This window comes from Bradyrhizobium sp. KZN70725, from assembly GCF_055264925.1.
Genome location: NZ_JBUYWT010000003.1, coordinates 268,352 through 292,745 on the forward strand (window position 1 = coordinate 268,352; position 24,394 = coordinate 292,745).

General features: G+C 65.3%; 21 protein-coding genes. 5 read left to right on the top strand and 16 right to left on the bottom strand.

Annotation, left to right across the window (positions count from 1 at the left end; all coding sequences use genetic code 11):
- Positions 1-3: 3 nt before the first annotated feature.
- On the bottom strand, positions 4-2,109 hold the full coding sequence (locus tag ACZBJS_RS04800; protein WP_410469819.1) for a GumC family protein: 2,106 nt from the start codon (positions 2,107-2,109) through the stop codon (positions 4-6).
- Positions 2,110-2,388: 279 nt separating this feature from the next.
- On the opposite strand from ACZBJS_RS04800, the gene ACZBJS_RS04805 reads away from it, so the two are divergent.
- Both ACZBJS_RS04805 and ACZBJS_RS04810 read left to right on the top strand, forming a co-directional pair.
- Entirely contained in the window at positions 2,389-3,579 is a 1,191-nt protein-coding gene (locus tag ACZBJS_RS04805) for a glycosyltransferase family 4 protein (RefSeq protein WP_463438463.1), read from the top strand.
- A 15-nt stretch (positions 3,580-3,594) separates the two neighbouring features.
- Positions 3,595-5,151: a glucosamine inositolphosphorylceramide transferase family protein gene (locus ACZBJS_RS04810; protein ID WP_316398893.1), complete on the top strand. Its 1,557-nt coding sequence runs from the start codon at positions 3,595-3,597 to the stop codon at positions 5,149-5,151.
- 16 nt (positions 5,152-5,167) lie between these two features.
- On the opposite strand, the gene ACZBJS_RS04815 is transcribed toward ACZBJS_RS04810, so the two are convergent.
- The 12 genes from ACZBJS_RS04815 to ACZBJS_RS04870 are packed head-to-tail and all read right to left on the bottom strand — an operon-like array spanning position 5,168 to position 17,594.
- Complete coding sequence (locus tag ACZBJS_RS04815; protein ID WP_076830579.1) at positions 5,168-6,370, bottom strand: ABC transporter substrate-binding protein; 1,203 nt, start codon at positions 6,368-6,370, stop codon at positions 5,168-5,170.
- Between the two features lie 55 nt (positions 6,371-6,425).
- Positions 6,426-7,127: an SDR family NAD(P)-dependent oxidoreductase gene (locus tag ACZBJS_RS04820; RefSeq protein WP_057019207.1), complete on the bottom strand. Its 702-nt coding sequence runs from the start codon at positions 7,125-7,127 to the stop codon at positions 6,426-6,428.
- 39 nt (positions 7,128-7,166) lie between these two features.
- Positions 7,167-7,973, bottom strand: a complete 807-nt coding sequence (locus ACZBJS_RS04825; RefSeq protein ID WP_168855807.1) for a glutathione S-transferase family protein — start codon at positions 7,971-7,973, stop codon at positions 7,167-7,169.
- A gap of 24 nt (positions 7,974-7,997) precedes the next feature.
- Positions 7,998-9,158 (bottom strand): iron-containing alcohol dehydrogenase, encoded by a 1,161-nt coding sequence (locus ACZBJS_RS04830; protein WP_253625628.1) that lies wholly within the window; start codon positions 9,156-9,158, stop codon positions 7,998-8,000.
- 40 nt (positions 9,159-9,198) lie between these two features.
- Positions 9,199-9,972 (bottom strand): enoyl-CoA hydratase-related protein, encoded by a 774-nt coding sequence (locus ACZBJS_RS04835; protein ID WP_057019204.1) that lies wholly within the window; start codon positions 9,970-9,972, stop codon positions 9,199-9,201.
- A gap of 12 nt (positions 9,973-9,984) precedes the next feature.
- On the bottom strand, positions 9,985-10,995 hold the full coding sequence (locus ACZBJS_RS04840) for an NAD(P)H-dependent flavin oxidoreductase (RefSeq protein ID WP_316398894.1): 1,011 nt from the start codon (positions 10,993-10,995) through the stop codon (positions 9,985-9,987).
- Between the two features lie 21 nt (positions 10,996-11,016).
- The gene (locus tag ACZBJS_RS04845) at positions 11,017-12,204 is read right to left on the bottom strand and encodes an acetyl-CoA C-acyltransferase (RefSeq protein WP_168855810.1); all 1,188 of its coding nucleotides are present in this window, start codon (positions 12,202-12,204) and stop codon (positions 11,017-11,019) included.
- Positions 12,205-12,219: 15 nt separating this feature from the next.
- The gene (locus tag ACZBJS_RS04850; RefSeq protein ID WP_316398895.1) at positions 12,220-13,350 is read right to left on the bottom strand and encodes an acyl-CoA dehydrogenase family protein; all 1,131 of its coding nucleotides are present in this window, start codon (positions 13,348-13,350) and stop codon (positions 12,220-12,222) included.
- Between the two features lie 20 nt (positions 13,351-13,370).
- Positions 13,371-14,552, bottom strand: a complete 1,182-nt coding sequence (locus tag ACZBJS_RS04855) for an acyl-CoA dehydrogenase family protein (RefSeq protein WP_253625624.1) — start codon at positions 14,550-14,552, stop codon at positions 13,371-13,373.
- A 12-nt stretch (positions 14,553-14,564) separates the two neighbouring features.
- Positions 14,565-15,302: an SDR family oxidoreductase gene (locus tag ACZBJS_RS04860; RefSeq protein ID WP_316398896.1), complete on the bottom strand. Its 738-nt coding sequence runs from the start codon at positions 15,300-15,302 to the stop codon at positions 14,565-14,567.
- 52 nt (positions 15,303-15,354) lie between these two features.
- On the bottom strand, positions 15,355-16,902 hold the full coding sequence (locus tag ACZBJS_RS04865; protein WP_316398897.1) for a class I adenylate-forming enzyme family protein: 1,548 nt from the start codon (positions 16,900-16,902) through the stop codon (positions 15,355-15,357).
- Between the two features lie 53 nt (positions 16,903-16,955).
- Positions 16,956-17,594, bottom strand: coding sequence for a 2-hydroxychromene-2-carboxylate isomerase (locus ACZBJS_RS04870; protein ID WP_316398898.1), 639 nt, complete (start codon positions 17,592-17,594; stop codon positions 16,956-16,958).
- Between the two features lie 206 nt (positions 17,595-17,800).
- Between ACZBJS_RS04870 and ACZBJS_RS04875 the strand changes: the two genes are divergently transcribed.
- A complete protein-coding gene (locus ACZBJS_RS04875; protein ID WP_316398899.1) occupies positions 17,801-18,307 on the top strand; it encodes a winged helix-turn-helix transcriptional regulator in 507 nt (168 codons plus the stop codon).
- 49 nt (positions 18,308-18,356) lie between these two features.
- Here ACZBJS_RS04875 and ACZBJS_RS04880 read toward each other — a convergent pair whose 3' ends face one another.
- The 3 genes from ACZBJS_RS04880 to ACZBJS_RS04890 form a co-directional block, all read right to left on the bottom strand.
- Positions 18,357-19,232 carry a PhzF family phenazine biosynthesis protein gene (locus ACZBJS_RS04880; RefSeq protein ID WP_463438454.1) on the bottom strand — a complete coding sequence of 292 codons (876 nt, stop codon included), beginning with the start codon at positions 19,230-19,232 and terminating at the stop codon, positions 18,357-18,359.
- 26 nt (positions 19,233-19,258) lie between these two features.
- Entirely contained in the window at positions 19,259-20,302 is a 1,044-nt protein-coding gene (locus ACZBJS_RS04885) for an alpha/beta fold hydrolase (RefSeq protein WP_253625622.1), read from the bottom strand.
- Positions 20,303-20,405: 103 nt separating this feature from the next.
- Complete coding sequence (locus tag ACZBJS_RS04890) at positions 20,406-22,727, bottom strand: molybdopterin guanine dinucleotide-containing S/N-oxide reductase (protein WP_316398901.1); 2,322 nt, start codon at positions 22,725-22,727, stop codon at positions 20,406-20,408.
- 410 nt (positions 22,728-23,137) lie between these two features.
- Here ACZBJS_RS04890 and ACZBJS_RS04895 point away from each other — a divergent pair, with 410 nt between their 5' ends.
- Together ACZBJS_RS04895 and ACZBJS_RS04900 are read left to right on the top strand one after the other, a co-directional pair.
- Positions 23,138-23,797 (top strand): hypothetical protein, encoded by a 660-nt coding sequence (locus ACZBJS_RS04895; protein ID WP_316398902.1) that lies wholly within the window; start codon positions 23,138-23,140, stop codon positions 23,795-23,797.
- A complete protein-coding gene (locus ACZBJS_RS04900; protein WP_316398903.1) occupies positions 23,794-24,060 on the top strand; it encodes an HGGxSTG domain-containing protein in 267 nt (88 codons plus the stop codon). Before ACZBJS_RS04895 ends, ACZBJS_RS04900 begins: the two co-directional genes overlap by 4 nt.
- The last annotated feature ends 334 nt before the right edge of the window (positions 24,061-24,394 follow it).

A 24,394-nucleotide genomic window follows, 5' to 3' on the forward strand; every position in this document is an offset into this window, starting at 1 on the left:
CCTTCAGCTCGCCAGGCCCAGCGCCTCTCCCTCAGGATCGCGAACGGCGGCATTGACCGCCACGCGATTGACGACCAGCACGGTCGGGACCAAACCATACCCGGATAGATCGGCCCGCGCCTTGCCGATCGCGGCCGAGTTGGCGGCCCCTTCGCGAACCACGAGGATCACGAGGTCGGCATGGGCAGCCAGCGCCACCGCGGCCGGCTGCAGCGCAAGCGACGATGCGTCGGCGATGATCAGGCCGAAATCGGCGCGAATATCGTCCGGCGGATAGGGCGGCGCCTTGCTGCTGGCGCCCAGCAACTCGACGACGGACGGCAGATCGGCCTTGATGATCCCCGATCCTTGCGGCGGCGCGGCCTCGGCGCGCCTGGATTCCATCTCGATCAGGACGCTGAGCATTCCGTTCTTGACCGCGGATCGGTTCAGCGACCGTGCAACGGTACTGCCGCCCGCACCGGCCTCGACCGACAGCAGCAGCGCCACCTTGCCATGGTCTCCCGGAAGCTGCTCGATGTTCTCGATCAGCAGCTGAAGATGCGGACTGAGATCAGGCTCGGCCGTCGACGAGATCGGGGTCTGCCAGACGCTCCTGACGGCGTCGGGCGACGCGATACTGGGAATGCGGGCCAGCACCGGCAATCCCGGCGGCAGCGCAGACTGCGGCGCGTCCGGCGCAAGTGCAGGCGCCTCGGCCCGACGCAGCGGCGGAATGGCCTTGATCGGGAGCTGCTTCAGATTCAGACCGGGAACGGCGACGATCGCCGTCGACGTCAGCAGCGAGACGATCGCGAGCGCGACCAGCAACAGCGGAAGCGGCGGCAGCGTCGAGCGCACCGGCGGCGTCGCGGGCGATGCGACCTTGGTCTGCGAGCTCTGCAGCAGCCGTTGCTCGTCGGTGGTCTTGTAGCGCGAGAGGAACTGCTCGTAGATATTCTTGTTGGCATCTGCATCGCGTTGCAATTCCTGCAGCTTGACGAGAGCCTGACCATCGACCAGGATTTGCTGTTCGACCGCCTTCTGCTGATCCTCGAGCGCCTTCTGCTGATCGCGCTGCGCCTCATATTCCGACTTCGCGGTCTCGATGTTCTTCTTCCGCTCGATCTCGATCTGGCGGTTGAGATCGCTGAGCTGGCTGAGGGCCATCACGAGGTCCGGATGACGATCGCCCAGCACCCCGCGCTTCTGTGCGATTTGATCGTTGAGCGCCGAGCGCTGGGCGCGCAGCGCGCTCAGCAGGTCCTGCTTGACGGGCCCGTCGACATTGGCCTTCAGGTCGCGCTGCAGCTGCTCATAGCGGACCTTGGCCTCCTCGGTGCGGGCGCGCGCGGCGGCGACCTGCTGGGTCAGATCGGTGACGCGCAATTGCTGCGTCGTCGATTCCTTGCCGGCGTTGACGATCCGGTGCTCGAGCTTGAACTTCGCAACGGCATCTTCCGAAGACCGCAAGCGGTCGTTCAACGTCTTGAGCCGGCTCTTCAGCCAGTCGGCGGCTTCGTCGGTCGCCACGCTGCGCGTGCCGCGCTGGCTGGCGACGAACGCCTCAGCCACCGCATTGGCGTAATACGCCGCGCGCTGCGGGTTGTTGGACGTGAACTTGATGGCGATGACATAGGTCAATCCGCGCCGGGAGATGTCGAGCCGGTTGCGAAACCGGTCGAGCAGGCGCGTCGGGTCGGTTCTGCCGCCGGAGATGTCGCTGTCTTCGGCGACCTTGAGTTGCTCGATCAGCGGCCCGAGAAATCCGTCGGATTTGGCGATCTCGACATAGCTCTGCAGTGCTGCGGCATCTTGACCGATGCCCGGCAGGACGTCCTGGTCCGTGGTGACGCGCTGCTCGCGCGGGTCGACCACGACGAGCGCGGTCGCGGCATAGCGCGCCGGAATCAACATCAGCAGAATGACGCCGACCGCGAAGATCACCGCGGCGAGCATCAGAATGCGTTGACCGTTCTCGCGGAAAAAAGCCACCACGCCGGGAATGCTAAGCACGCCCTGGGTGGTTTCCGCAGAGGATCGGCTGGTCGGCACGCCGGCAGCTTCCCACGACGCGGCGGGTTCCGTGGCTTCGGAACGTCTCGGGCCTACGCGGCTACCGAACTTCATGGGGCGGTTACTCGAATTCAACTGACAGTACTGCTCCAACGTAAATATCTATGGTTAATCCACGGTTACCCCCTCCTCATGCGGACGTAACCAATTAGTTAACGAGCCAGCTGTACCCTATGTGTGAAACAATGGCTCTCGATTGCTGGCAATGTCTGATCGCACTAAATGAGCAGTAACCTCAACACGCGCTACTCGATCTACGAGCGCGCTTCGCGTGATAAGTACGCGCGCAATAGCGAGGGAGACGATTTCACTCCTTCGACGGGTGAGGAAGCCGTGCTTCATTACAGGCCAAGCACAGAATTGCGCGAGGCATCGACCGCATCACGCGATCGACCGAACGAGAGCAAGCCAAAGCTGCGTGTCGTCCTGGTACAGACCCAGGCCGAGAACGCCGGCGCGCAGGAGATATCGCGGCTGCTCGGCGCGGGCCTCTCCGCGCGCGGCTATGACGTCGCCAACCTGTTCTTCTTCCGCAAATCGGATTCCTTCGACGAGCCGCCCAATACTTTCTATTGCGCGCAGACCCGCCCGGGAAATCCCCTGGCCCTGCTGCGGATGCTGTGGACGCTCGCCGGTCATCTCAGGACCATCAGGCCCGATGTCGTGCTGACCTTCCAGCACTTCGGCAATGTGATCGGCGGAGGCGTGTCGCGGCTCGTCTGCCGCGCTCCGGTGATCGCCAATCAGGTGTCCTCGGCGATGTCGATGAGCATGCCGGTGCGCGCCGCCGACATCTTCATGGGCTCGACCGGCTTCTTCCAGTGCATCACGCTGAACTCGCGCGACATGGAGCGTGAATACGCCCGCTACCCCGCGACCTATCGCGCGCGCATGACGCACGTCCCGCACGGCTTCGACGACAAGTCGCACAGCCTGCCGAAGAACATCGCGCGGCAGCAGTTCAGGCTGCCGCCGGATCGCACGCTGCTTGGCTGCGCGGCAAGGCTGCATCCGCACAAGCGGCTCGATGCGGCAATTCGCCTGCTGGCCGCCGACCAATCCTGGCATCTTGCCCTCGCCGGACAAGGCGCGGATGAGGAACGGCTGCGAGCCCTGGCGAGCGAGCTGAAAGTCGCGGATCGACTGCACTTCATCGGCGAGATCCCACCGCGCCAGATGGCCGAATTCCTGGCGTGCCTCGACGTCTTTGTATTTCCGACGCAGGCCGAAACCTTCGGCCTTGCCGCTGTTGAAGCCGCGAGCGCCGGCATTCCCTGCATCGTCAACGATCTTCCCGTGCTACGCGAGGTGCTGTCCTACCAGGGACAGCCCGCGGCGGTCTTCGTTGACGCGGCTAACGAGGCGGAGTTTTCGGCCGCCGTGTCGAAAGTCCTGACCGATCGTTTGTTGAGCGATCAGCTGCGGCAAAGTGCCGTGGGCCTGAAGTCGCGTTATTCGTTGGATGCCATGATAGAGGAATACGTCCGCATTCTCGGCAATGCCGTGGGAGTGGACGCGCACTAGGAAATTGGGCTGGACATGATTATCGAGTTTCGCTGCGATCGCGCGCAGGCGCGACTCTGGATGCGTCGCGAGACGCTGCGCGTCAGCGATCAGGATATTCCCGTTCAGATCGCCTGGACGACGACGCCGGGGCCGAGGCCCGCCGGCCTCGACATGCTGTTCGAGCTCGAACGCATCGTGCTGCGCAAGGGCAAGGCGGGTGATGTCGACAGGCTGAAGACGATTGCGGAACGGCCGCGCATGGGCAACCCCGATGTGGTGGTCGACTTCACCACTGCCGAGCGGGACCCGAACTGCTCCGCCAGGCTCTACCTCCGTCCACACTTCAACGGACAGGCGGGCGAAGCCGCCGCACTGGCCGCCATTCTCGCCGGCGACCTGCCGGTGATTGAAATCGTCAACGAGCTCGACGGCACGGTCATGGACCGCGGCCATCCCTCGGCGGAAATCGCCACCGGCCTGAGCGGCGGGCTCGAAACGGTGATGGCGCGCACCCTGTCCATGCTGCCGCCGATCCTGTCGGCGGCTCCGCGGCTGGTGCCGCAACTCGCTGTGCCGGCGACCGGCAGCGCGCCGGGAAATCCCGCGCCCTTTGTCCTGCGCGGCGTCGCGACCTCGATCGCGAAGGAGATCTATCGTCTTTGCTGCTACGCGCCGCATTGGCATGTCGGCTGGCGCTACGCCGACGACGCGGATATCTGGCGGACCGGTGACCTGTCGGGACCTGCCTGGAACGTGCTCGGCGATCCCGGCAATCACTTCTATGCCGATCCCGTCCCGGTGAAATGGCAGGGCAGGACGTTCGTGTTCTTCGAGGACCTCGACCACCGAACCGGCAAGGGCATCATCTCCGCGATCGAATTCGACGGCAACGGTCCGGTCGGCACGGTGCTGCCGGTGCTCGAAGAGCCGTGGCACCTGTCCTACCCGTTCCTGATCGAGAACAATGGCGAGCTGTGGATGATCCCGGAAAGCACCGCGCATCGCGATGTCCCAATCTACAAATGCGTTCGCTTTCCCGACAAGTGGGAACGGCAGGGCACGCTGCTGTCCGGGCTCGAACTCGCCGACGCGACCATCACGCAGCATGACGGCCTCTACTACATGTTCGGAGCCTGGCGCGACGGCACCGGCGGATATTCCGACACGCTGGCGATCTATTACGCCGAGCAATTGTTCGGCCCCTGGCGGCCGCATGCAAGCAATCCGATCCTGATGGATCGCGCGACGACCCGACCCGCCGGCAATTTCGTGACCATCAACGGCAAGCTGTGGCGGCCGGTGCAGGACTGCACCAACGGATACGGCGCGGCGCTCGGACTTGCGGAAGTGCTCGAACTGTCGCCGACGACCTACCGGCAGGCCGTGCGCCATCTGCTCAAACCCGGGCCGCTGTGGACCGGACGCAAGCTGCACACGCTCAACCGCTGCGGCCGGCTCGAGGTGATCGACGGCTCGCGGGTCCAGCCGAAGACCACCGCCTTGCTGAACAGCCTGCGGTCAAGCGACCGACCAGCCCAGCGGGAGTGGCAAGGCACGCTGGCGAAGCCGATCGCGCGACGGCTCCACTAGCCTCGGTCGACCCGGTTCAGTTCAGGTCGGCACTCAGCACGCCGCCGAACTGCTCCCATGAGCTTCCGGTCCAGCGTTGCAGCTGAAGCTGCGTATAGGCCATGCTGTTGTCGGGGCCTGTGTTGATGGCGATGCCCGGCATCAGCGTCGGCAGCACGAGCCCTCTGATGTTGCGCGCCTGCTTCACGATGTTCTCGCGCGACAGGTCGTCACCGCACTGCTTCAGCACCTGCTCCAGGATCTGGCCCTGCTGGGTGCCGAACAGATAGTTGTTGTCGCCGATATCGGCGCCTGGGAGATATTTCTCGAAATGGGCGCGATACCACTTCATGCCGGGATCGTCGGCCCACTTCTTGTCGTTCGGATCCTTGGTGATGGTCGCCACGACAACGCCGACCGCCTTGTCCGCGCCCGCCGGCACGATGGTCGCGGAGACCGAGCTCGACACATAGTTGACGATGGTCAGCGGCGACCAGCCGATCTCGTTCGCCTTCTTGATCGCCTGGGCCACGAATTTCGGTGTGCCGGCGATCAGGAACGCCTGCGCACCCGACGCCTTCAACGTCACCACGCGGGATTCGATGGTCGGCTCGGTGACCTCATAGGGAGACGTCACCACCTTCTTGTCGAAATCGGCCTTCAACACCTCCTTGAACGCGGCGACGAAATCGCGGCCGAGATCGTCGTTCTGGTAGAGGATCGCGATCTTCGCATCGGGCGCCGTCTGCGTAATGTATTTTGCGTAGATCTTGCCTTCGGTGTTGTAGCTCGGCAGTCCCGTGGTGGTCAGCGGAAATTCCGCGAAATTCGTAAACTTGGTCGCGCCGCTGACGACGAACAGATGCGGCACCTTCTTCGCGGTGACGTATTTGATGGTCGCGCCGATGCCGGGCGTGCCGAGCGGGCTGAACAGGAACGCCACCTCGTCGCTCTCGATCAGCTTGCGGGTCTGCTCCACGGCCTTGGGCGGCGTATAGGCATCGTCATAGGTGATGAGGTTGATCTTGCGGCCGTTGATGCCGCCGCGGTCATTGACGGAATGGACGTAGGCGATCAGGCCCTTGCCGGTGTTGCTGAGCGGAGACGCCGGGCCGCTGAACGGGAACGTCGCCCCGACCTTGATCTCTGATTCCGATACCCCCGGCGTTTCGGCGCGGACTGGAGCCGCGGCAAGCGCCGCGAGCATCGCAACGGACACGGCAAGCGTCTTCAACAACATGAAATTCCTCCTGAGCTTTTATGAATTGACCAACTCTTGCGATCGGCGCGCGGCGCTACCAGGCTTCGCCGAACGGCCTGATCTCGACATTGAACGACCACGCGCTGCGATCCTGATGGGCGACGTGCCAGACCTCGTCGGCGATCGCTTTCGGCTTGATGAAGAAGTCGTCCGGCCGATCCGGCCAGCGCTTGCGCGTCCACTCCAGATCGATCACGGCATCGATCACGAGATAGGCGACGTGAACACCTTGCGGCCCCAGATCGCGGGCCATCGCCTCGGCGAGAATCCGCTGTGCCGCCTTGGTCGGCGCGAACCCCGCGAAGCCGGCCTTGCCGCGCAACGCCGACGTATTGCCGGTCGCGACGATGGCGCCCTTGCCGGCAGCGATCATCGCCGGGGCAAATCGCCGTGCCAGGTACAGCAATCCCATCGTGTTGACCTGGAAGTTGCGATTGAGAATCTCTGGATCGATCTCGCGGAAGGTGCCGAACGCCCCGCCGACGGCGTTATGAATGACCACGGCGGGATTGCCGAGATCGCGCTCCACGGCGGAGGCCACCGCCTCGACCTGCGCGGGATCGGACACGTCGCACCGATAGGCCTTTGCGCCCGGCAGCTGCTTTTCGAGCGCGGCGAGGCGCGCCTCGTTCCTGGCGAGAAGCGCGACGCGATAGCCGCCCTCAGTGAATCTCCTGGCGAGCGCCGAACCGGTGCCGGGCCCAACGCCGGATATCAGAGAGACAGGTGCGGTCATGCGATCAACCCTCCGCGTTGCGGCTCATGGCCTTCATGGTCAGGCGGCCGCCTTCGACAGCAGCTTCTCGACGTAAGGCTTGAGGTCCGGCCCGACATGCTCATGCGCGATCAGGCGGCCAAAGTGCGCGAACATCAGCGGATACTCATCCTGCACGCCCGAATGCAGGATTTTCGCCAATCCTTGCTTTTTCAGCTGCTCGGTCCGCGCATGTTCATTCATGAACAGCGCGAGTTCGGCGGCAAAGCAGATGTCGGCAATCGAGATACCGTTCCCGACCAGCGCCTCCCGCCGCGGCGACAGCGCCTGCTCGATGCCGGACGCATAGATCGCGAACGCATCCTTGGCTCGCGCATGAATGGCCGCATCGACGGTGCCGCCCGAGAGCGCCAGCAGATAGATTTGCGAGTCCCGCGCGAACACCAGGCTTACATCGAGAAAACTGTCGATCCGCGACGCCTCAAAGGCGTCGCGCCCGTAGAGCGGGAACTTCGCCTCGCCGAGCCGCGCCACCGTGCGCATGATGCTGTTCGATTCGAAGATTCCGACCTTGCCGTCGGCGCCGAACGCGGCCGGCACATTACCGAACGGCTGCGCCGCCATGAACGCATCGGTCTTGAACAGTTGCGCCCCGGTCAGTCCGACCCGCCCGGTCCGTGCCAGCGACGACAGCGAGGCGCGCTCATGCTCCGCCAGCGGGCGGGCATCATAGTCCCACAACCAGTCCCGCAACTCCTTGCCGGACGCGCCCCTGACCTCGACGTCGACGCCGCAGAACCGCGCCGCGATGGTCGCCTTCCAGACCCGTGGGTTCGGCAGATAGGAGAAGATGCGCAAGGCGGCCATGGCGGCTGCTCCGGTGCTGATGCCTCAGGCGGCCAGCTTCAGGATCTTGACGACGTCGGCGGGCTCGCGGATCGGCTGCGGGTTGGCCCGCGTGAAGATCGACAGCATGGCGTTCCGGCCGATCAGCTCAAACCGATCCTCGCCGACGCCGACATCGGCAAGCCGGCGCGGCAGGCCGAGCTCCGCGATGAACGCCGCAAACGCCTCGCCGGCGTCGCGCCCCGGCGCGCCGAGCGCGGCGGCGATCGATTGCTGGGCTGCCTCCGTCGCCGGGCGGTTGTAGCGCAGCACGCTCGGCATCATCACCGCCGTGCAGAAATAATGCGGCACATCGCAGGTGCCGCCGAGCACATGGCCGATGGCATGACTGGCGCCCATCGGCACCCGCGACTGCAATCCGAACGCCGACAGCCAGGAGCCGAGCTGGCAGCTCAGCCGCGCCGCCGCGTCGTCGGGGTGGGCCTTGGTGCGCAGCAGACCGTCGTGCAGATAGCGCAGCCCCTGCTGGCACACCGCATCGACCAGCACGTTGGGGCGGCTGGAGCAGATCGCCTCGATGCCGTGATCCATCGCCCGCGTCCCGGAACCGAGCCAGAGCTTCTCCGGTGTATATTTCGTGATCGCGGGATCGAGGATGATGCTGCGCGGCATCATCATCGGGTGGTTGAAGATCTGCTTCAGCTTGCGGCTGGTATCGGTGACCAGCGCGCCGGAATTGTATTCGCCGCCGGAGAGCGTGCTGGGGATCGCGATCATGCGCACTTTCGGCGTGCGGAACGGCCCGAAGCGGCGGTCCGGCGTGGTCTCGAAGCCGTCGAGGCCATCAGGCTCGAAGATCTCGTGCTCCATGCACATCAGCACGATCTTCGCCGCATCGACCACCGAGCCGCCGCCGATCGCGACGACGAGGTCCGCCTTGGCCTCGCCGGCTTGCCGCGCGATCTGCGTCACCACGTCCCGCGTCGTGTGCTGCGGCACGCCGTCGAAGGTCGCGGCGTGGCGGTCGCCGAGGGCTTGACGGATTTTCCCGATCTCGTCGGTCGTGGTGTTCAACGTCCGGCTGGCGATCAGATAGACGCGCCTGGCATCCAGCCGCTCGGCCTCCTCGCGCAGCGCTTCGGCCGCCGGCTTGCCGTAGATCACGGATTCCATGGTCGGGTATTGATGGCTGCCGGTGACGCGCATGCTTTCACTCCCTCGATGTGTCCGTAAGTTCCGCTGTCGGTCAGGCCGACAGCTTAGTGAAATCAGGCTGACGCCGTTCGGCGAAGGCGGCAAAGGCTTCGCGCGCCTCGGGCGTCGTCAGCCGCTCCTTGAACAGCACGCCTTCCTCGGCGATCTGCGCCGCGATCTTCTGCTGCTCGCGCATCAGCTTCTTGGTCATGCTGAGCGACCCCGCCGGCCGCCTGGTCAGTGCGACAGCCGCGTCATGCGCCCTCTTGCGCAGATCGGCCTGCGGCACCACGGCGTTGGCGAGACCAGATGCCAGCGCACCCTGCGCATCCATCGGCTCGCCGAGCGCGAACATCGCATAGGCCCGCGCGTGTCCGATCCTCAAGGGGAGCAGCCAGCTCGACGCCGCTTCCGGAACCAGAGCGAGGTTGACGAACGGCGTGATCAGCCGCGCATTCTCGGCAAGATAGACCAGATCGCAATGCAGCAGCATGGTGGTGCCGACGCCGACCGCATTGCCCTGCACGGCGGCGACCAGCGGCTTGCCGACCTTGCTGATGGTCTCGATGAAGCGATGCGCGGGGCTATCAACTGCGCTTTCGCCGCGTGCCTGGCTCGCGAAGTCGGCGAGGTCGTTGCCCGCGGTGAAGCTGTCGCCGTCGCCCTGGAACAGGATGACGCGGACGGCCGGATCGGTCTCGGCCTGCTTCAGCGCCTGCGACATGGCGTCATACATGGCGCCGGTCAGCGCGTTCTTCTTCTCGGGTCGCTGCAAGGTCAGCGTCATGACGCCGGCGGCGATCTCAACCTTGACATGCTCGGTCATGGCACTCTCCCGTCAGGCGACCGCGCGGGCCGCCGTGGTTTCGAACTTGCCGTCGAGGAAGCCGGTCAGCCGCTGCCGGATGATCGCTTCGGCTTCGGCCATGATGCGGTCGATCAGCTCCTTGACGGTCGGGATGTCATTGATCAGGCCGACCACCATGCCGCAGCTCCAGGCGCCGGCATCCATCTCGCCGTCGATCATCACCTTCGGATAGACGCCGGCGACTTGCTCGTGGATATCCTCGATCTTCAGCCTGGCGCCCTTCTCGCGCTCGATCTCGAGCAGCTCATCGACGCCCTTGTTCTTCAGCACCCGCTCGGTGTTGCGTAGCGCGCGCATCACGAGGCGGGTGTCGAGCTCGTCGGCGTCGAGCAGCGCCTGCTTCACATTGGGATGAACCGGCGCTTCCTTCGTCGCGATGAAGCGCGTGCCCATGTTCATCCCGGCAGCGCCCATCGACAGCGCCGCGACAAGGCTGCGCGCGTCCGCCATGCCGCCCGAGGCGACGAACGGGATCTTCAATTCGTCCGCCGCGCGCGGCAGCAGGATCATGTTCGGGATGTCGTCCTCGCCGGGATGGCCACCGCACTCGAAGCCGTCGACGCTGACCGCGTCGCAGCCGATCTTCTCGGCCTTCAGCGAATGCCGCACCGAGGTGCATTTGTGGATCACCTTGATGCCGGCCGCCTTCAGCGCCGGCATGTACTGCTCCGGGCTGCGGCCCGCGGTTTCCACCGCCTTGACTCCGCCCTCGCGGATCGCCGCGATGTATTCGGGATAGGGCGGCGCGGTGAAGCTCGGCAGGAAGGTCAGGTTCACGCCGATCGGCTTGTCGGTCATGTCGCGGCAGCGCGCGATCTCCTTCGCCAGCAGCTCCGGCGTCTTCTGGGTCAGGCCAGTGATGATGCCGAGGCCGCCGGCGTTGGACACCGCGGCCGCCATCTCGGCGAAGCCGACAAAATGCATGCCGCCCTGGATGATCGGATGCTGGATGCCGAACAGTTCAGTGATTGCTGTCTTCACAAGTCTCTCCCGCGTTTCCGCTCAGTGGACGATTTCGAACAGGCCCGCCGCGCCCATGCCGCCGCCGATGCACATGGTCACCACGCCGTATTTCGCCTTGCGCCGCCGGCCCTCGATCAAGAGGTGACCGGTGAGCCGCGCCCCGGTCATGCCGTAGGGATGGCCGATCGCGATCGAGCCGCCATTGACGTTCAGCTTGTCCGGATCGATGCCGAGCTTGTCGCGGCAATAGATCACCTGCACCGCATAGGCCTCGTTGAGCTCCCAGAGATCGATGTCGTCGATCTTGAGGTTGTGCCGCTTGAGGAGCCGCGGGATCGCGGCAACCGGGCCGACGCCCATCTCGTCCGGCTCGACGCCGGCGGCGACGAAGCCGCGGAAGATGCCGAGCGGCTTCAGGCCCTTCTGCGCGGCAACCTTGTCGCTCATGATCACGCAGGCCGAGGCGCCGTCCGAGAGCTGGCTCGCATTGCCGGCGCTGATGGTCTTGCCCTCGAACACCGGCTTGATCTTGGCGAGCCCGTCCGCCGTGGTATCCGGCCGCGGGCCCTCATCCTTGGCCAGCGTCACCTGCTGAAAGCTGACTTCCCTGGTGTCCTTGTTGACCACGGCCATTTTGGTCGTGATCGGCACGATCTCGTCGTTGAAGCGGCCGCCCTGCAACGCGGCGCCGACGCGGCGCTGGCATTCGAGGCTGTACTCGTCCTGCTTGTCGCGGCCGATCCCGTAACGCTCGGCGACGACTTCCGCCGTCTCCAGCATCGACATGTACATCTCGGGCTTCATCGCCATCAGCTCGTCGTCGACGGCGTGGAATCTGTTCATGTGCTCGTTCTGCACCAGGCTGATCGACTCGATGCCACCGCCGATCGCGATCTCGACGCCGTCGAGCATGACAGAGCGGGCGGCGACCGCGATCGCCTGCAGGCCGGAGGCGCATTGCCGATCGATGGTGGTGCCGGCGACCGTCACCGGCAGCCCGGCGCGGATGGCACCCTTGCGCGCGACGTTCATCACCATGGTACCCTGCTGCATCGCGCAGCCCATCACCACGTCCTCAACCTCGCCGGGCGCGATGCCGGCACGCTTCACCGCTTCGGCCATCACATGGCCGGCCAAAGTCGGGCCGTCGGTGTTGTTCAGCGCGCCGCGATAGGCCTTGCCGACGCCGGTGCGCGCGGTGGAAACGATGACTGCATCCTGTGACATGCTTGCCTCTCTGGCTTAGGCGACCGCGTCGAGCTGCGCATAACGCAGCACGTGATAGGCGGGATCGCCGAACTGGATGTTGATGGAGGAAATCCGCTTGAAGTAATGGCCGACATTGAGCTCGTCGGTCATGCCCATGCCGCCATGCAGCTGCACCGCCTGGTCGGCGACGAACTTGCCGGCATATCCGATCTTCGACTTGGCGCCGGAGGCGAGCCGAGACACGCCGGCCTCATCGTCGCTGAGACTGAGGCTCAGATGCTGCATCAGCGACAACGCCTCCTGATGCGCGATGAACATGTCGACCATCCGGTGCTGCAGCACCTGGAAGCTGCCGATCGTGACGCCGAACTGCTTTCGCGTCTTGGAATAGTCCAGCGTCGAGGCGTTCAGTTCGCCGATCGCGCCGACCGCCTCGGCGCAGAGCGCGCCGATCGCGCGGTTACGGCAGGCTTCCAGCGCGGCGACGCCCCCGCCTTCGCTGCCCAGCAATTCCGCGCGCACGCCGCGCAGGCTGATCTCGGCCGCCCTTCGGCCATCGATCGTCCTGAAGCTTTGCAGGTCGAGATTGGCGGCGCGGCGATCGACGACGAACAGGCTGACGCCGCCGCGATCGTGACGATGGCCCGAGGTGCGCGCGGAGACGATCAGATAATCCGCCCACGGCGCGGCCAGCACCGCCGTCTTCTCCCCGGTGAGCACGTAATCGTTGCCGTCGCGGCGCGCCGTGGTGGTGACGGTGGCGAGATCGAAGCGCGAGCCCTTCTCGGTCCAGGCCAGCGCCCAAAGTTTCGTGCCTGCGATGATGTCGGCAATGAACGCTTGCCTCTGCGCGTCGGAACCTGCCTGCTCGATCAAGCCACCCGCAACGACGACCGTCTCGACGAACGGCTCGACCACGAGATGCCGGCCGAACTCCTGCATGATGATCATGGTCGACAGCGGCCCGCCGCCGAGCCCTCCGACCGCTTCCGAGAACGGCGCGGCGAGTAGGCCGAGCTCGGCGAACTCAGCCCATTGCTTGCGGCCCAACCCCTCTTCGCTCGCGACGATCTTGCGGCGGGCGTCGAAATCATACTGGTCGCGCAGCAGCCGCTGGACGCTGGACCGCAACAACTCCTGCTCTTCCGTGAACTGGATATCCATCCGATCCTCGTTGCTTGTGGCTAGAGTCCAAGCACCGCCTTGGCGATGATGTTGCGCTGGATCTCGTTCGACCCGCCGTAGATCGAGAGCTTGCGCGAGTTCAGATATTTCTCCGACGCGGTGTGGCCGTAGTCGGGGCCCGGCATGAAGTGGTTGGCGCTGACCGGATGCTCGCGGATCGCGAGTCCGTAATTGCCGATGGCGCGATGGGTGAGTTCGGTGATGTTCTGGAAGATCTCGGTGCCGCGGATCTTGAACAGCGAGGCCGCCGGTCCCGGGTCGATGCCGCGCGCCATCTGGGCGACGACGCGGAGTTCGGTCGCCTCCAGCGCCAGCACGTCGAGCTCGACGCGGGCGATGTCCCGGATGAATTCCAGATGCGCCGGATCGTCTTCGGGGATCTCCGCCTTCACGATCTTCTTCAGCCGCGCGATGTAGCGCGTCGAGCGGCCGATGCCGGCCATGCTGGTGCGCTCATTGCCGAGCAGGAATTTGGCGTAGGTCCAGCCCTTGTTTTCCTCGCCGATCAGGTTCTCGGCGGGGACGCGGACGTTCTCCAGGAAGACGTCGTTGACCTCGTGCGAGCCGTCGATGGTGATGATCGGGCGCACGGTGACGCCGGGCGACTTCATGTCGATCAAGAGAAACGAGATGCCGGACTGCGGCTTGGCCGTGGGATCGGTGCGCACCAGGCAGAAGATCCAGTCGGCATGCTGCGCCAGCGTGGTCCAGGTCTTGTGGCCGTTGACGATGTAGTGGTCGCCGTCACGCACCGCCTTGGTGCGGACGGTCGCGAGGTCGGAGCCGGAGCCCGGCTCCGAATAGCCCTGGCACCACCAATCCTCGCCGGACAAGATGCGCGGCAGGAATTTCTTCTTCTGCACATCGTTGCCGAAGGTGTAGATGACGGGCCCGACCATGGTGACGCTGAACGCCAGCGGCGGCATCGTGCCAGCGCGCGTCGTCTCCTGCTCGAAGATGAAGCGGCGGGTGATCGACCAGCCGGGCCCGCCATATTCCTTCGGCCAGAGCGGCGCGATCCAGCCCTTCTTGTGCAGGATGCGATGCCACAGCAGCATCTGCTCCTTGGAGAGATCGGTCTCCGGATTGGCGACGCGCATCTCCGCCGGGTAGTTGTCCTTGATGAAGGCGCGAACCTCATCGCGGAACGCCGCATCTTCAGGGGATAGCGCGAGCTCCATCTGACCGGCTCCCTACCACTTCTCGCCGAAGGGCCGGATTTCCAACTCGAAGGTCCAGGCGCTCTTCGGCTGCTGATAGAGCTGCCAATAGGCGCCCGCGACCGATGCCGGCGGCATCAAGAGATCGGGATCGTCGAGCGCGTTCGGGCCGAGCGCCTCGAGGCGGCGCTGCCGCACCCATTCGGTGTCGACGCCGGAATCGATGATGAGATGCGCGACATGGATGTTCTTCGGCCCGAGCTCGCGCGCCATCGCTTGCGCCACGGCGCGCAGGCCGAACTTGGCGCTGGCAAAGGCGGCATAGCCGCTGCCGCCGCGCAGCGACGCGGTGGCGCCGGTGAAGAAGATGTTGCCTTCGCCGCGCGCCGTCATCAGCCGCGCCGCTTCACGTCCGGCCAGGAAGCCGGAATAGCAGGCCATCTCCCAGACCTTGCGGAACACCCGTTCGGTGGTTTCCAGAATCGGGAAATTGACGTTGGCACCGATGTTGAAGATACAGACCTCGAGCGGCGCATGCTTGTCGGCGTCGTTGAGGAACGCGGTGATCTCCTCCTCCTTGCGCGCATCGAGCGAGCGCGCATGGATCTCGCCGCCGGCGGCCTCGATCTCCTTGACCAGCGGCGCGAGCTTGTCGCCGTCGCGGCGGCCGGCGAAGATCGTGAAGCCCTCGGAGGCGAACTTCTTGGCGATCTCGCCGCCGATGAAATCACCGGCACCAATGACGGCAACCGTCCTGTTTCTCTTCTGCATGGTGGTCTCCGGTGTTGCTTGAGTGAATGATGTTGCGGACGACGCGGCAGTTTCAGCTACGCAATGATTCCGCAAGCTTGTGCTTCAGCAGCTTGCCCGTCGATGTGGCGGGCAGCGCATCCATCAGGATAATCTCAGACGGGCGCTTGTACGAGGTCAGTTGCGGGGCAACATGGGCCATCAGGTCCGCCGTGGTGACGGTCGAACCCTTGATCAGCTGCACGAAGGCCACGACCTCCTCATTGCCCTCGACCGCCCGGCCGACCACGGCGCACTGCACCACGGCGTCATGGGTGCTCAGCACCGCCTCGATCTCGGCCGGATAGACGTTGAAGCCGGAGCGGATGATCATCTCCTTGGTCCGCCCGACGATATAGAGTGCGTCATTCTCGAAACGGGCCAGATCGCCGGTGTTGAACCAGCCGTCGGGATCGATCGCCTTGGCGGTCAGATCGGGGGCGCGGTAGTAGCCGCGCATCACGTTGGGGCCGCGAACATGCAGCTCGCCCACTTCGCCTGGGGCAACCGGCTTGAGGTCGCGGCCGACCAGCTTTGCTTCGAGGCCCGGCATCACGGTGCCGACTGCGTGATCGGCCCGCGGATTGTCGGGCCGGACGCCGGAAATGCCCGGCGAACATTCGGTGATGCCGTAGCCGTTGAGCAGCGGCAGGCCGAGTTCCTGCTCGACGCGTGATTTGAGTTCGAGGTCGAGCGGCGCGCCGGCCACCGAGATCACCCGTAACCGGCCGCGATCGAGCCTCGGCAGGCCGGCATTGCGGCGGTATTCGAGCAGACGCTGATAGGTCGCGGGCACGCCGTTCAGGATCGTGATGCCCTCTTCAGTCATCGCCTTGACCAGCGCAGCCGGATCGTATTTCGCGACCAGCCGCACGGTGGCGCCGACCATCAGGGTCATCGTCAGCAACGAGATGCCGACGATATGCGAGATTGGCAGCACGCAATACTGCACGTCGTCGGCCGCCATCTTGCGGAACGCCGCGGTGGCGCGGGCGCTGAACAGCAGATTGCGATGGGTCAGCATCACGCCCTTGGGCGCACCCGTAGTACCGGACGTATAGATCAGGACCGCGACCTGATTGGCACCATCGGCTTCGACCGGCTCGGGCACGGTTGCCAGGTTCAAGCTTGTGACGGCGATGCCACGGAGCGGGCCGACATCTTGTATCGCCGCCTCGTAGCGCGCGGCGTGTGTTGCCGCCTCCTGCGACACGTCGGCGGTCAGCAGCACGCGGCGGGCGCCGCTGTGATCCCTGATCTGGTCCAGTTCGCGCGGCGACAGCCGCGGATTGACGACGATCGACCAGACATCGAGCCGGCTCGCCGCCAGCAGCAGGCAGGCCAGCGGAATGGAATTCTCGCTCACGATCATCATGCGGTCGCCGGCGCGGATTCCCAGTGCCTGCAAGGCCCCGGCGACGCGATCGACCGCCTGATCGAGCTCGCGATAGGTCAGCCGCATCTTGTCGTCGATCAGCGCCGGATGATCCGGTGTCGCCACCACGTGGTGATTGATCACCTCATGGATGCGGTTGGGCAAGCCTTCCACACTTCCTTCCGTCACTTGCGTCAGCGCCTGCACTGAAACCTCCCTGTCGCTGCCCTTTGGGCTTGTTGTGTTGAGGAATTTCCCGCTCAGGCGGTCTTGCGGTGCCCTGCTGCCAGCTGCGCGACGATCTCTTCCTCGACCTCGCGCACCTTGTCCTTGCCGAAGAAGATCTCGTGGCCGACAAAGAACGTCGGCGATCCGAACGAGCCGCGCGCGACCGCGTCGCTGGTATTGTCGATCAGCTTCTTCTTGACATCGTCCTGCTGGGCCCGAGCGACGAGGCGATCGATGTCGAGACCCGAGGACAGGAAGGCTTCGCGGAACACCTGCGAATCATCCATCTTCTTCGGCTCGACCCACATGTGGTGATAGGCCGCGCGGAAATACGGCTCGAACACGCCCTCGAACTGTGCAGCCACCGCGCCGCGCATCAGCGCCAGTGTGTTCACCGGGAAGAACGGGTTCGTGGTGAACTTCGTGATGTTATGGCGGCGCAGGAAGCGCTCGGTCTCGAGCGCATTGTATTCGGGCTTGTTCTTGATGCCGCGCAGCGATTCACCGGGCGACATGTTGCCGGTCGCCTTGTAGACGCCGCCGAGCAGCACCGGAACGTAGTCGAACTTCACGCCGGTGCGCTTCTCGATTGAGGGCAGCGCGAGCTCGGCGAGATAGGCGTTGGGGCTTCCGAAATCGAAGTGGAATTCGACCTTGAGCGGAGCAACCATGGAACGCCCTTCCCTTTGAGTACCAGCAGCCCTCAGCCGCCGCGTTGATCGAGCCGGGACCTTAAGTTCTATTTTAGAACTGTCAATATGATATTTGTCATCTAATGACCAAGTCACGGCTCCAGGTGACGCATCCTATTGAAATGACGTTAGTTCTGTTTTAGAATTTTACTAAGCGATATCGTTGCTGACCGCAGGAGATGCTGATGAAATGGGATGCCCTCGAGGAGGAGCCGTGCTCGGTGGCCCGCACGGTGGCTGTCATCGGCGACCGCTGGAGCCTCTTGGTCCTGCGCGAATGTTTCCTGCGCATCCGCAGGTTCGATGACTTCCAGGCCTCGCTCGGGATCACGCGGCATCTGCTCGCCGACCGGCTGAAGAAGCTGGTGCGGTTCGGCGTGCTGCGCAAGATCCCCTATCAGGAAGCGCCGAAGCGCTACGAATACATCCTGACGCAGAAGGGCCTCGACCTTTATCCGATCATCATGTCGATCGTGCACTGGGGCAACGTCCACATGGTCGATTCGCGCGGCCGGCCGATGCTGCACGAACACAAGACCTGCAAGAAGATGTTCGATCCCGTCATGGTCTGCTCGGAATGCGGCGAGCCGCTGAGCGCGAAGGCGGTCCACGTGCATCCGGGCCCGGGTGCGCGGAAATCCTCACCCGTGCACGCCAAGGCGCACGAGCGGGCCAGGCGTGCCGCTGATTAGACCAGGATATACTGTTTACGAAGCCGGCGCGCCTTGCGCTCGCGGCTGCTCAGTGTGACGGCGCAGCCATCAGCGCGACATTGCCGCCAAGCAGGCAGCCGACGGGACGGCCGCCGGCGAAGCCGATGCGGACCCGAATCTCGGACAGCCGCCCCATCGCCCTGCCCTGCAGGATTCGAATCTCGTCGTCATCAGGAGCGACCAGGCCGTAGTCGAGCAGGCCGAACGCCAGCGCCGCGGCCGCAATGCCGGTCGCGGCATCCTCCCGATAACCTGAGGAGCGCGGGAATTGCCGCGCCTCGAACAGGCGAGCCTTTCGGTCGATCACGGCGATTGGATAGAGCCCGGTCGATCCGATCCGGCCGCAGACCGCCTCGACTTGCTCGGCCGCGGGATCGAGCGCATTCAGCGCGTCGGGAGAACGCATCGGAACGAGTGTCTTGATCCGCGATGTGACGGCATTGCAGGCCATTCCCGCGCCCATCGCGTCGGGCCCGACCGCGAGCGCCCGCAGCACGTCGTCGCGTTGCGCCGTGGTGAGCGGAACGGTCTTCCCGGCCGGCTGGGTGATCTCGACACGCGGCTCGCCATGACGATCACGGCTGATGAAGCCGGTGACCGGACCGCTGCGCGTCGAGATCCGCATCGTGTCGCCCGGCAACTTTCCATGGCGCGCAAGCAACCAGAGCGCACCGATGGTCGCGTGGCCGCACATTTCCATCTCGTGATTCGGAACGAAGAAGCGGAACGTGGCGTCGAAATCGTCACTCTGCGCCGGCAACACGAAGCCGGATTCGTGACCATGGCGGCGGGCGACGTCCTGCATCTCGGACGCGCTCATGCCGCTTGCATCCACCACGATCGGACAGGGATTGCCGCCCTGCCCATCCACCGTGAACACGCTGACCAGTTCCGCTGTCGCCATGATGTCGCTCGCCTGTCTCGCCGTCCCTACTTGACCAGCGTCGCGCCGGTCTCCGGATGCTGCAGCCAGCCGAGCAGCGCCTCGTGGAAGCGCGCCGGCGCCTGGATTTGCGGCGAATGGCCGAGATCGGGGAATTCGATCAGCTGCGCATGCGGGATCCGCTTCACGGCCTCCTTGCCGAGCACCGGATAATTGCCGAGCGTCTTGCGGATCTCCGGCGGCGCGGTGTCCTTGCCGATCGCGGTGGTGTCCTTGTCGCCGACAAAGAGCAGCGTCGGCGGCTTGATCTGCTCGAACTCGTAGAACACCGGCTGGGTCGCGATCATGTCGTAGAGCCGCGCCGAGCTCGACGCCACGGCGGCGCGGCCCTCTCCGCGATACATGCCGGCCAGCATCTGCACCCACGTCTCGTAGGACGCATCCCACGTGTCGGCGTAATAGGTGGCGCGCTCATAGGCGCGGATGCTGTCTGCGGTGACACGCGTCTCGCGCTGCATCCAGCCGTCGAGGCTGAGCCACGGCACGCCCTTGGCCTTCCAGTCCTCCAGCCCGATCGGATCGACGAGAACCAGGTGGTCGGTGGCCTCCGGATACATCAGGGCATAGCGCATCGCCAGCATGCCGCCGGTCGAGTGGCCGACCATGATCGAATGCGCGATCCCGAGCGAGGCGAGCAGCGCGCGGCTGTTGCCGGCCAGTTGCTGAAAGGTGAACTGATAGCGCTCCGGCTTGCTGGACTTGCAGAATCCGATCTGGTCCATCGCGATCACGCGATAGCCGGCGCCGCCGAGCGCCTTGATGGTGCCGTCCCAGGTCGCGGCACAGAAATTCTTGCCGTGCAGCAGCACCGCGGTCTGGCCGTTCGGCGTCGCCGGCTTGACGTCGAGATAGGCCATGTCGAGTTCCTGCCCCTGCGAGCTGAAGCGATAATGCTCCACCGGATAGGGATAGTCGAAGCCCTGCAGCTCTGGTCCATAGGCCGGCTCGGCGGCCGATTGCGCCAATGCGCTGGACGAACTGAGCGCGACGGTCGCGGCGACGGCGATGTGAAACAGGGTTTTCAGGTGCATCTCGGCAAATCCAGAACTCAGGGGCGATCTCGTGATGCCGTAGCCGAACGCGTGGGCGCCATCCAGCGCCCAGCGATGATTTGTTCGTGATCTCCGCGCAAAATTACGCCGGATCGAACGCGCGGATCGGCGGCAGATTGCCGTTGAACCGCTCGACCTCGACGCTGGTGAGCTGGCCGGTGCAGCCCTGCGCGAAGGATGACGTGCCGATGTCGCGTGTGAGCACGTTCGGATTGCCGTGCACGCAGAGCGGCGCATCCTCCTCGGGGTCCATCGGATCGTACCAGGCGCCGGTCGGCAGCTGCACCACGCCGGGCGCGATGCCGTCGGTGACATGCACCGCGGCAAGGCAGGCGCCGCGCGCGTTGAAGATGCGGATGATGTCGCCGTCGGCGATGCCGCGCGGCTTGGCGTCGCGCGGATTCATGCGCGCGACCTCGCGGCCGCGATGCTTGGCGTCGAGCGAGTGGCCGCCGAAATCGAGCTGGCTGTGCAGGCGCGTCACCGGCTGGTTGGCGACGAGGAAGCACGGCGCGCCCGGCGTCGGCGTGTCTGATTTCGCGAGCCAGACCGGATGGCCCGGACAGTCGGCATCGCCGTGGCTAGCGATCTTCTGCGAGAAGATCTCGATGCGGCCGCTCGGCGTCGGCAGCGGGCGCGCGAGGGGGTCCTCGCGAAAACGGCGCAGCGAGCCGCCGTCGTCGAGATGCTGCGGCACCACCTGGCTGCCGCGTTCCCAGAATTCGTCGAAGCTCGGCGCCTCGAGCCCGCGCGCGGCGAGCGCCTTGCGGGTCGGCTCAAAGAGATGTTCCAGCCACTCTCGCGACGTGCGTCCCTCGGTGAAGGGCTCGCGGGCCCCTAACCGCTCGGCGAGATCGGCGAAGATCTCGTAGTCGTCGCGCGCAAGGCCGAACGGCTCGGCGATCCGGTGCATCGCGACCATCAAGGGATCGTTGCTGGAATAGCCGATGTCCTCGCGCTCCAGCGTCATGGTCGAGGGCAGCACGATGTCGGCGTGGCGCGCCGTCGCGGTCCAGGCGAGCTCGTGCACCACCAGCGTATCGAGCCGCGCAAACGCCTTGCGCAGGCGGTTGAGGTCCTGGTGATGGTGGAACGGATTGCCGCCGGCCCAATAGACGAGGCGGATATCCGGATAGGTCCGCGTCTCGCCATTGTAGCGATAGCTGGTGCCGGGATTGAGCAGCATGTCGGCGATGCGCGCCACCGGAATGAAGTCGGCGACGCCGTTGCGGCCCTGCCCGAGCGTCGGTCCCGGCACCGCATTGACGCGGCGGCCGTAATAGCCGATCGCGCCGAGCGAATAGGCGTAGCCGCCACCGGGCAGGCCGATCTGGCCGAGCGCCGCCGCCAGCACCATGCCCATCCACACCGGCTGCTCGCCATGCTCGGCGCGCTGCAACGAATGCGACACGGTGATCAGCGCTCTGCGGCCGGCAAGCCGGCGCGCGAGCGTCTTGATGGTGCCGGCATCGATGCCGCAGATCGCCGCGGCCCATTCGGCACTCTTGGGCTGACCGTCGCTCTCGCCGGTCAGATAGCGCAAAAACACTGGCCAGCCCTCGGTGTAGCGATCGAGGAAGGCCTGATCGTGCAGGCCCTCGCCGACGAGCGTATGGACGATACCGAGCATCAACGCGGTGTCGGTGCCGGGTGTCGCCGTCAGCCATTCGGCGCCGGCCTCGATGGGGAGATCGTCGCGCAGCGGGCTGACCAGGACGAACTGGCAGCCGCGCCGCTGAGCGGCCTCCATCGCGCCGCGCTCGACATGCTTGCTGATCGAGCCGCCGGCCACCATCGAGTTCTTCAGCGCCATGCCGCCGAATGCCAGCACGATGTCGGTCTCGGCCGCGATCTGCTCCCAGGTGACGTTGCGCTTGGTGATGTCCTCGTAGCCGGTCAGGATCTGCGGCAGCAGCACCGATGACGCGCCCGAGGAATAGGTGTTCACCGAGCGGACATAGCCGCCCATCGCGATGTTGAGGAAGCGGTGCACCTGGCTCTGCGCGTGATGGAAGCGGCCCGCACTGGACCAGCCGTAGGAGCCGCCGAACACCGCGCCGGGGCCGATCGTGTCACGGATCCGCGTCAGCTCGCCGCCGAGCAGATCGAGCGCCTGCTCCCAGCTCACCGAGACGAACTCGTCGCGGCCGCGGCGATCGTCCGGGCCGGGCCCGCGCTCGAGCCAGCCGCGGCGGATCACAGGCTGCGCGATGCGGGCCTGGTGGCGCAGCGCGCCGGGGAAATTGTTGATGATGCGGTTCGGATCGGGATCGGCGGCATAGGGCCTGACTTCGAGACCCGCCTTGCCGAGCCGCGCCGAGAACACGCCCCAATGCGAGGTGTGCGGCTTGAACCCGTCGGACAAATCGAGGCCGGGATCGGGGTGGCCAATGGTCTCGCTCATCGATGCTCCTTCATCCCAGGCCGGCGCCGCGCCTGTAGCAACATTCCGCCAGTATAATGATCCAATCGGCGCGCGGTACCCGCTAACACGGATCGCACCGTGCCTTGCCGGCATGACTGCGGCTGACGGCGGCGGAACTCCCGCCGGGGCCACGCCGCCAAAATATCGAAAACAACCCCATGCAAAGGCGCCGGGCGGCCGCCGGCGCCCGACAAGGCCACTTGACGCGTCGGGCAAATCAGCGATACATTTCCAATATTCCGAAATCGTGCAAATGCCCCCTCGCCCGCAACAGCGGGCGCGACGGATGCACGTGAGACCGAAACCCCTCCTCACAACTCACATCGCGGCGGCTCCCGCAGCGAGCGATCGTCTGCGCGTTTGCCGCGCGCGTTCCAGGGACTATCGACATGACACCTGCACCTGAAATCACCGTGCCGACGATGCCCGCCGCCCCCGCCCAGACCCAGGCTGCCACTCCTCCGCGGATCAAATTCTCCTCGCACGGCTTCTGCATCGACCATCCTGATCCGGAGTTCGGCGCACAGTTGATGGCGAACGCGCTGGGGGTCGCCGATCGCGACGCGATGGACGGCATCCTGCGGCAATTGGTCAAGGCCAGCGTGAGCGGCGGCAAGCCCTGCGAGGTCAACCTCGCCTTCATGATCTCGATGGTGAGAAGCATCGGTCCGCGGGATTCCGTCGAGGCCATGCTGGTGGCGCAGATGGTGTCGGTTCATGTGATGGCGATGCGATGCGCCCATCACCTCGCGCATGCCAAGGACCTCGCCCAGCACGACAGCGCCGCGCGCGCATTGGGCCGGCTCGCCCGCACCTTTCCAGCCCAGATCGAGGCGCTGAACCGCCACCGGAGCCATGGCGAGCCCGCCGTCACCGTGCAGAACGTCAAGGTCGAGGACGGCGGCAACGCCATCGTCGGCACCGTCACGCAGCATGCGAGCGTGATCGTCTCGGACAACAACCCGGCATCCGCGACGCGGGCACTGAGGGCCGCGGGTTCGAGGCGACGGCGGAATTCCACCGATGCGGCGCGGGACGCACAGGCATGAGCGGCCACATCCAAACGATCGGCCCGATGCTGGCCAGCCGGCGTTGCGGCGCCAGGACCCGCTGCGGCAGTTCTTGCCGCGCGCCGGCGGTGCACGGCAAGGCGCGCTGCCGCATGCACGGCGGCGCAAAGGGATCCGGCGCGCCACGGGCGAACCGGAATGCGCGCAAGCACGGCCGGTTCACGGGGGACGCGATCGCCGAGCGAAGGCAGATCCGGGTGTTGTTGGGGGAGGTGCGGAGGATGCTGGAGGGGATGAAGTGATTGCGTTTCGCAAATGGCCGCGCGCAGAAACGACCAATGGGCCGCCGGGCGCGAAATCCCGCCGGCCCATTCCCGCTAAAGCATGATCCGGAAAAGTGCGAAGCGGTTTTCCCTCGCGACAAACGCGGGACGCGTTTGCGCGGAGATCATGCTCAAACAAAGAGCTAAAGCGCGATGACGATTCAACCTAATCTCATCGCGCTTTAATCTTACTGTGTCATAAGTGGATCGGCGGGTCGCGCCCTTTGATGAGCCGGATGCAGCAAGGACACCTTTGCATGCGGCCGAGGAGCGCGACGCTCAAGCGGCGTCGCATTGTTGCGATCGAGTTGGG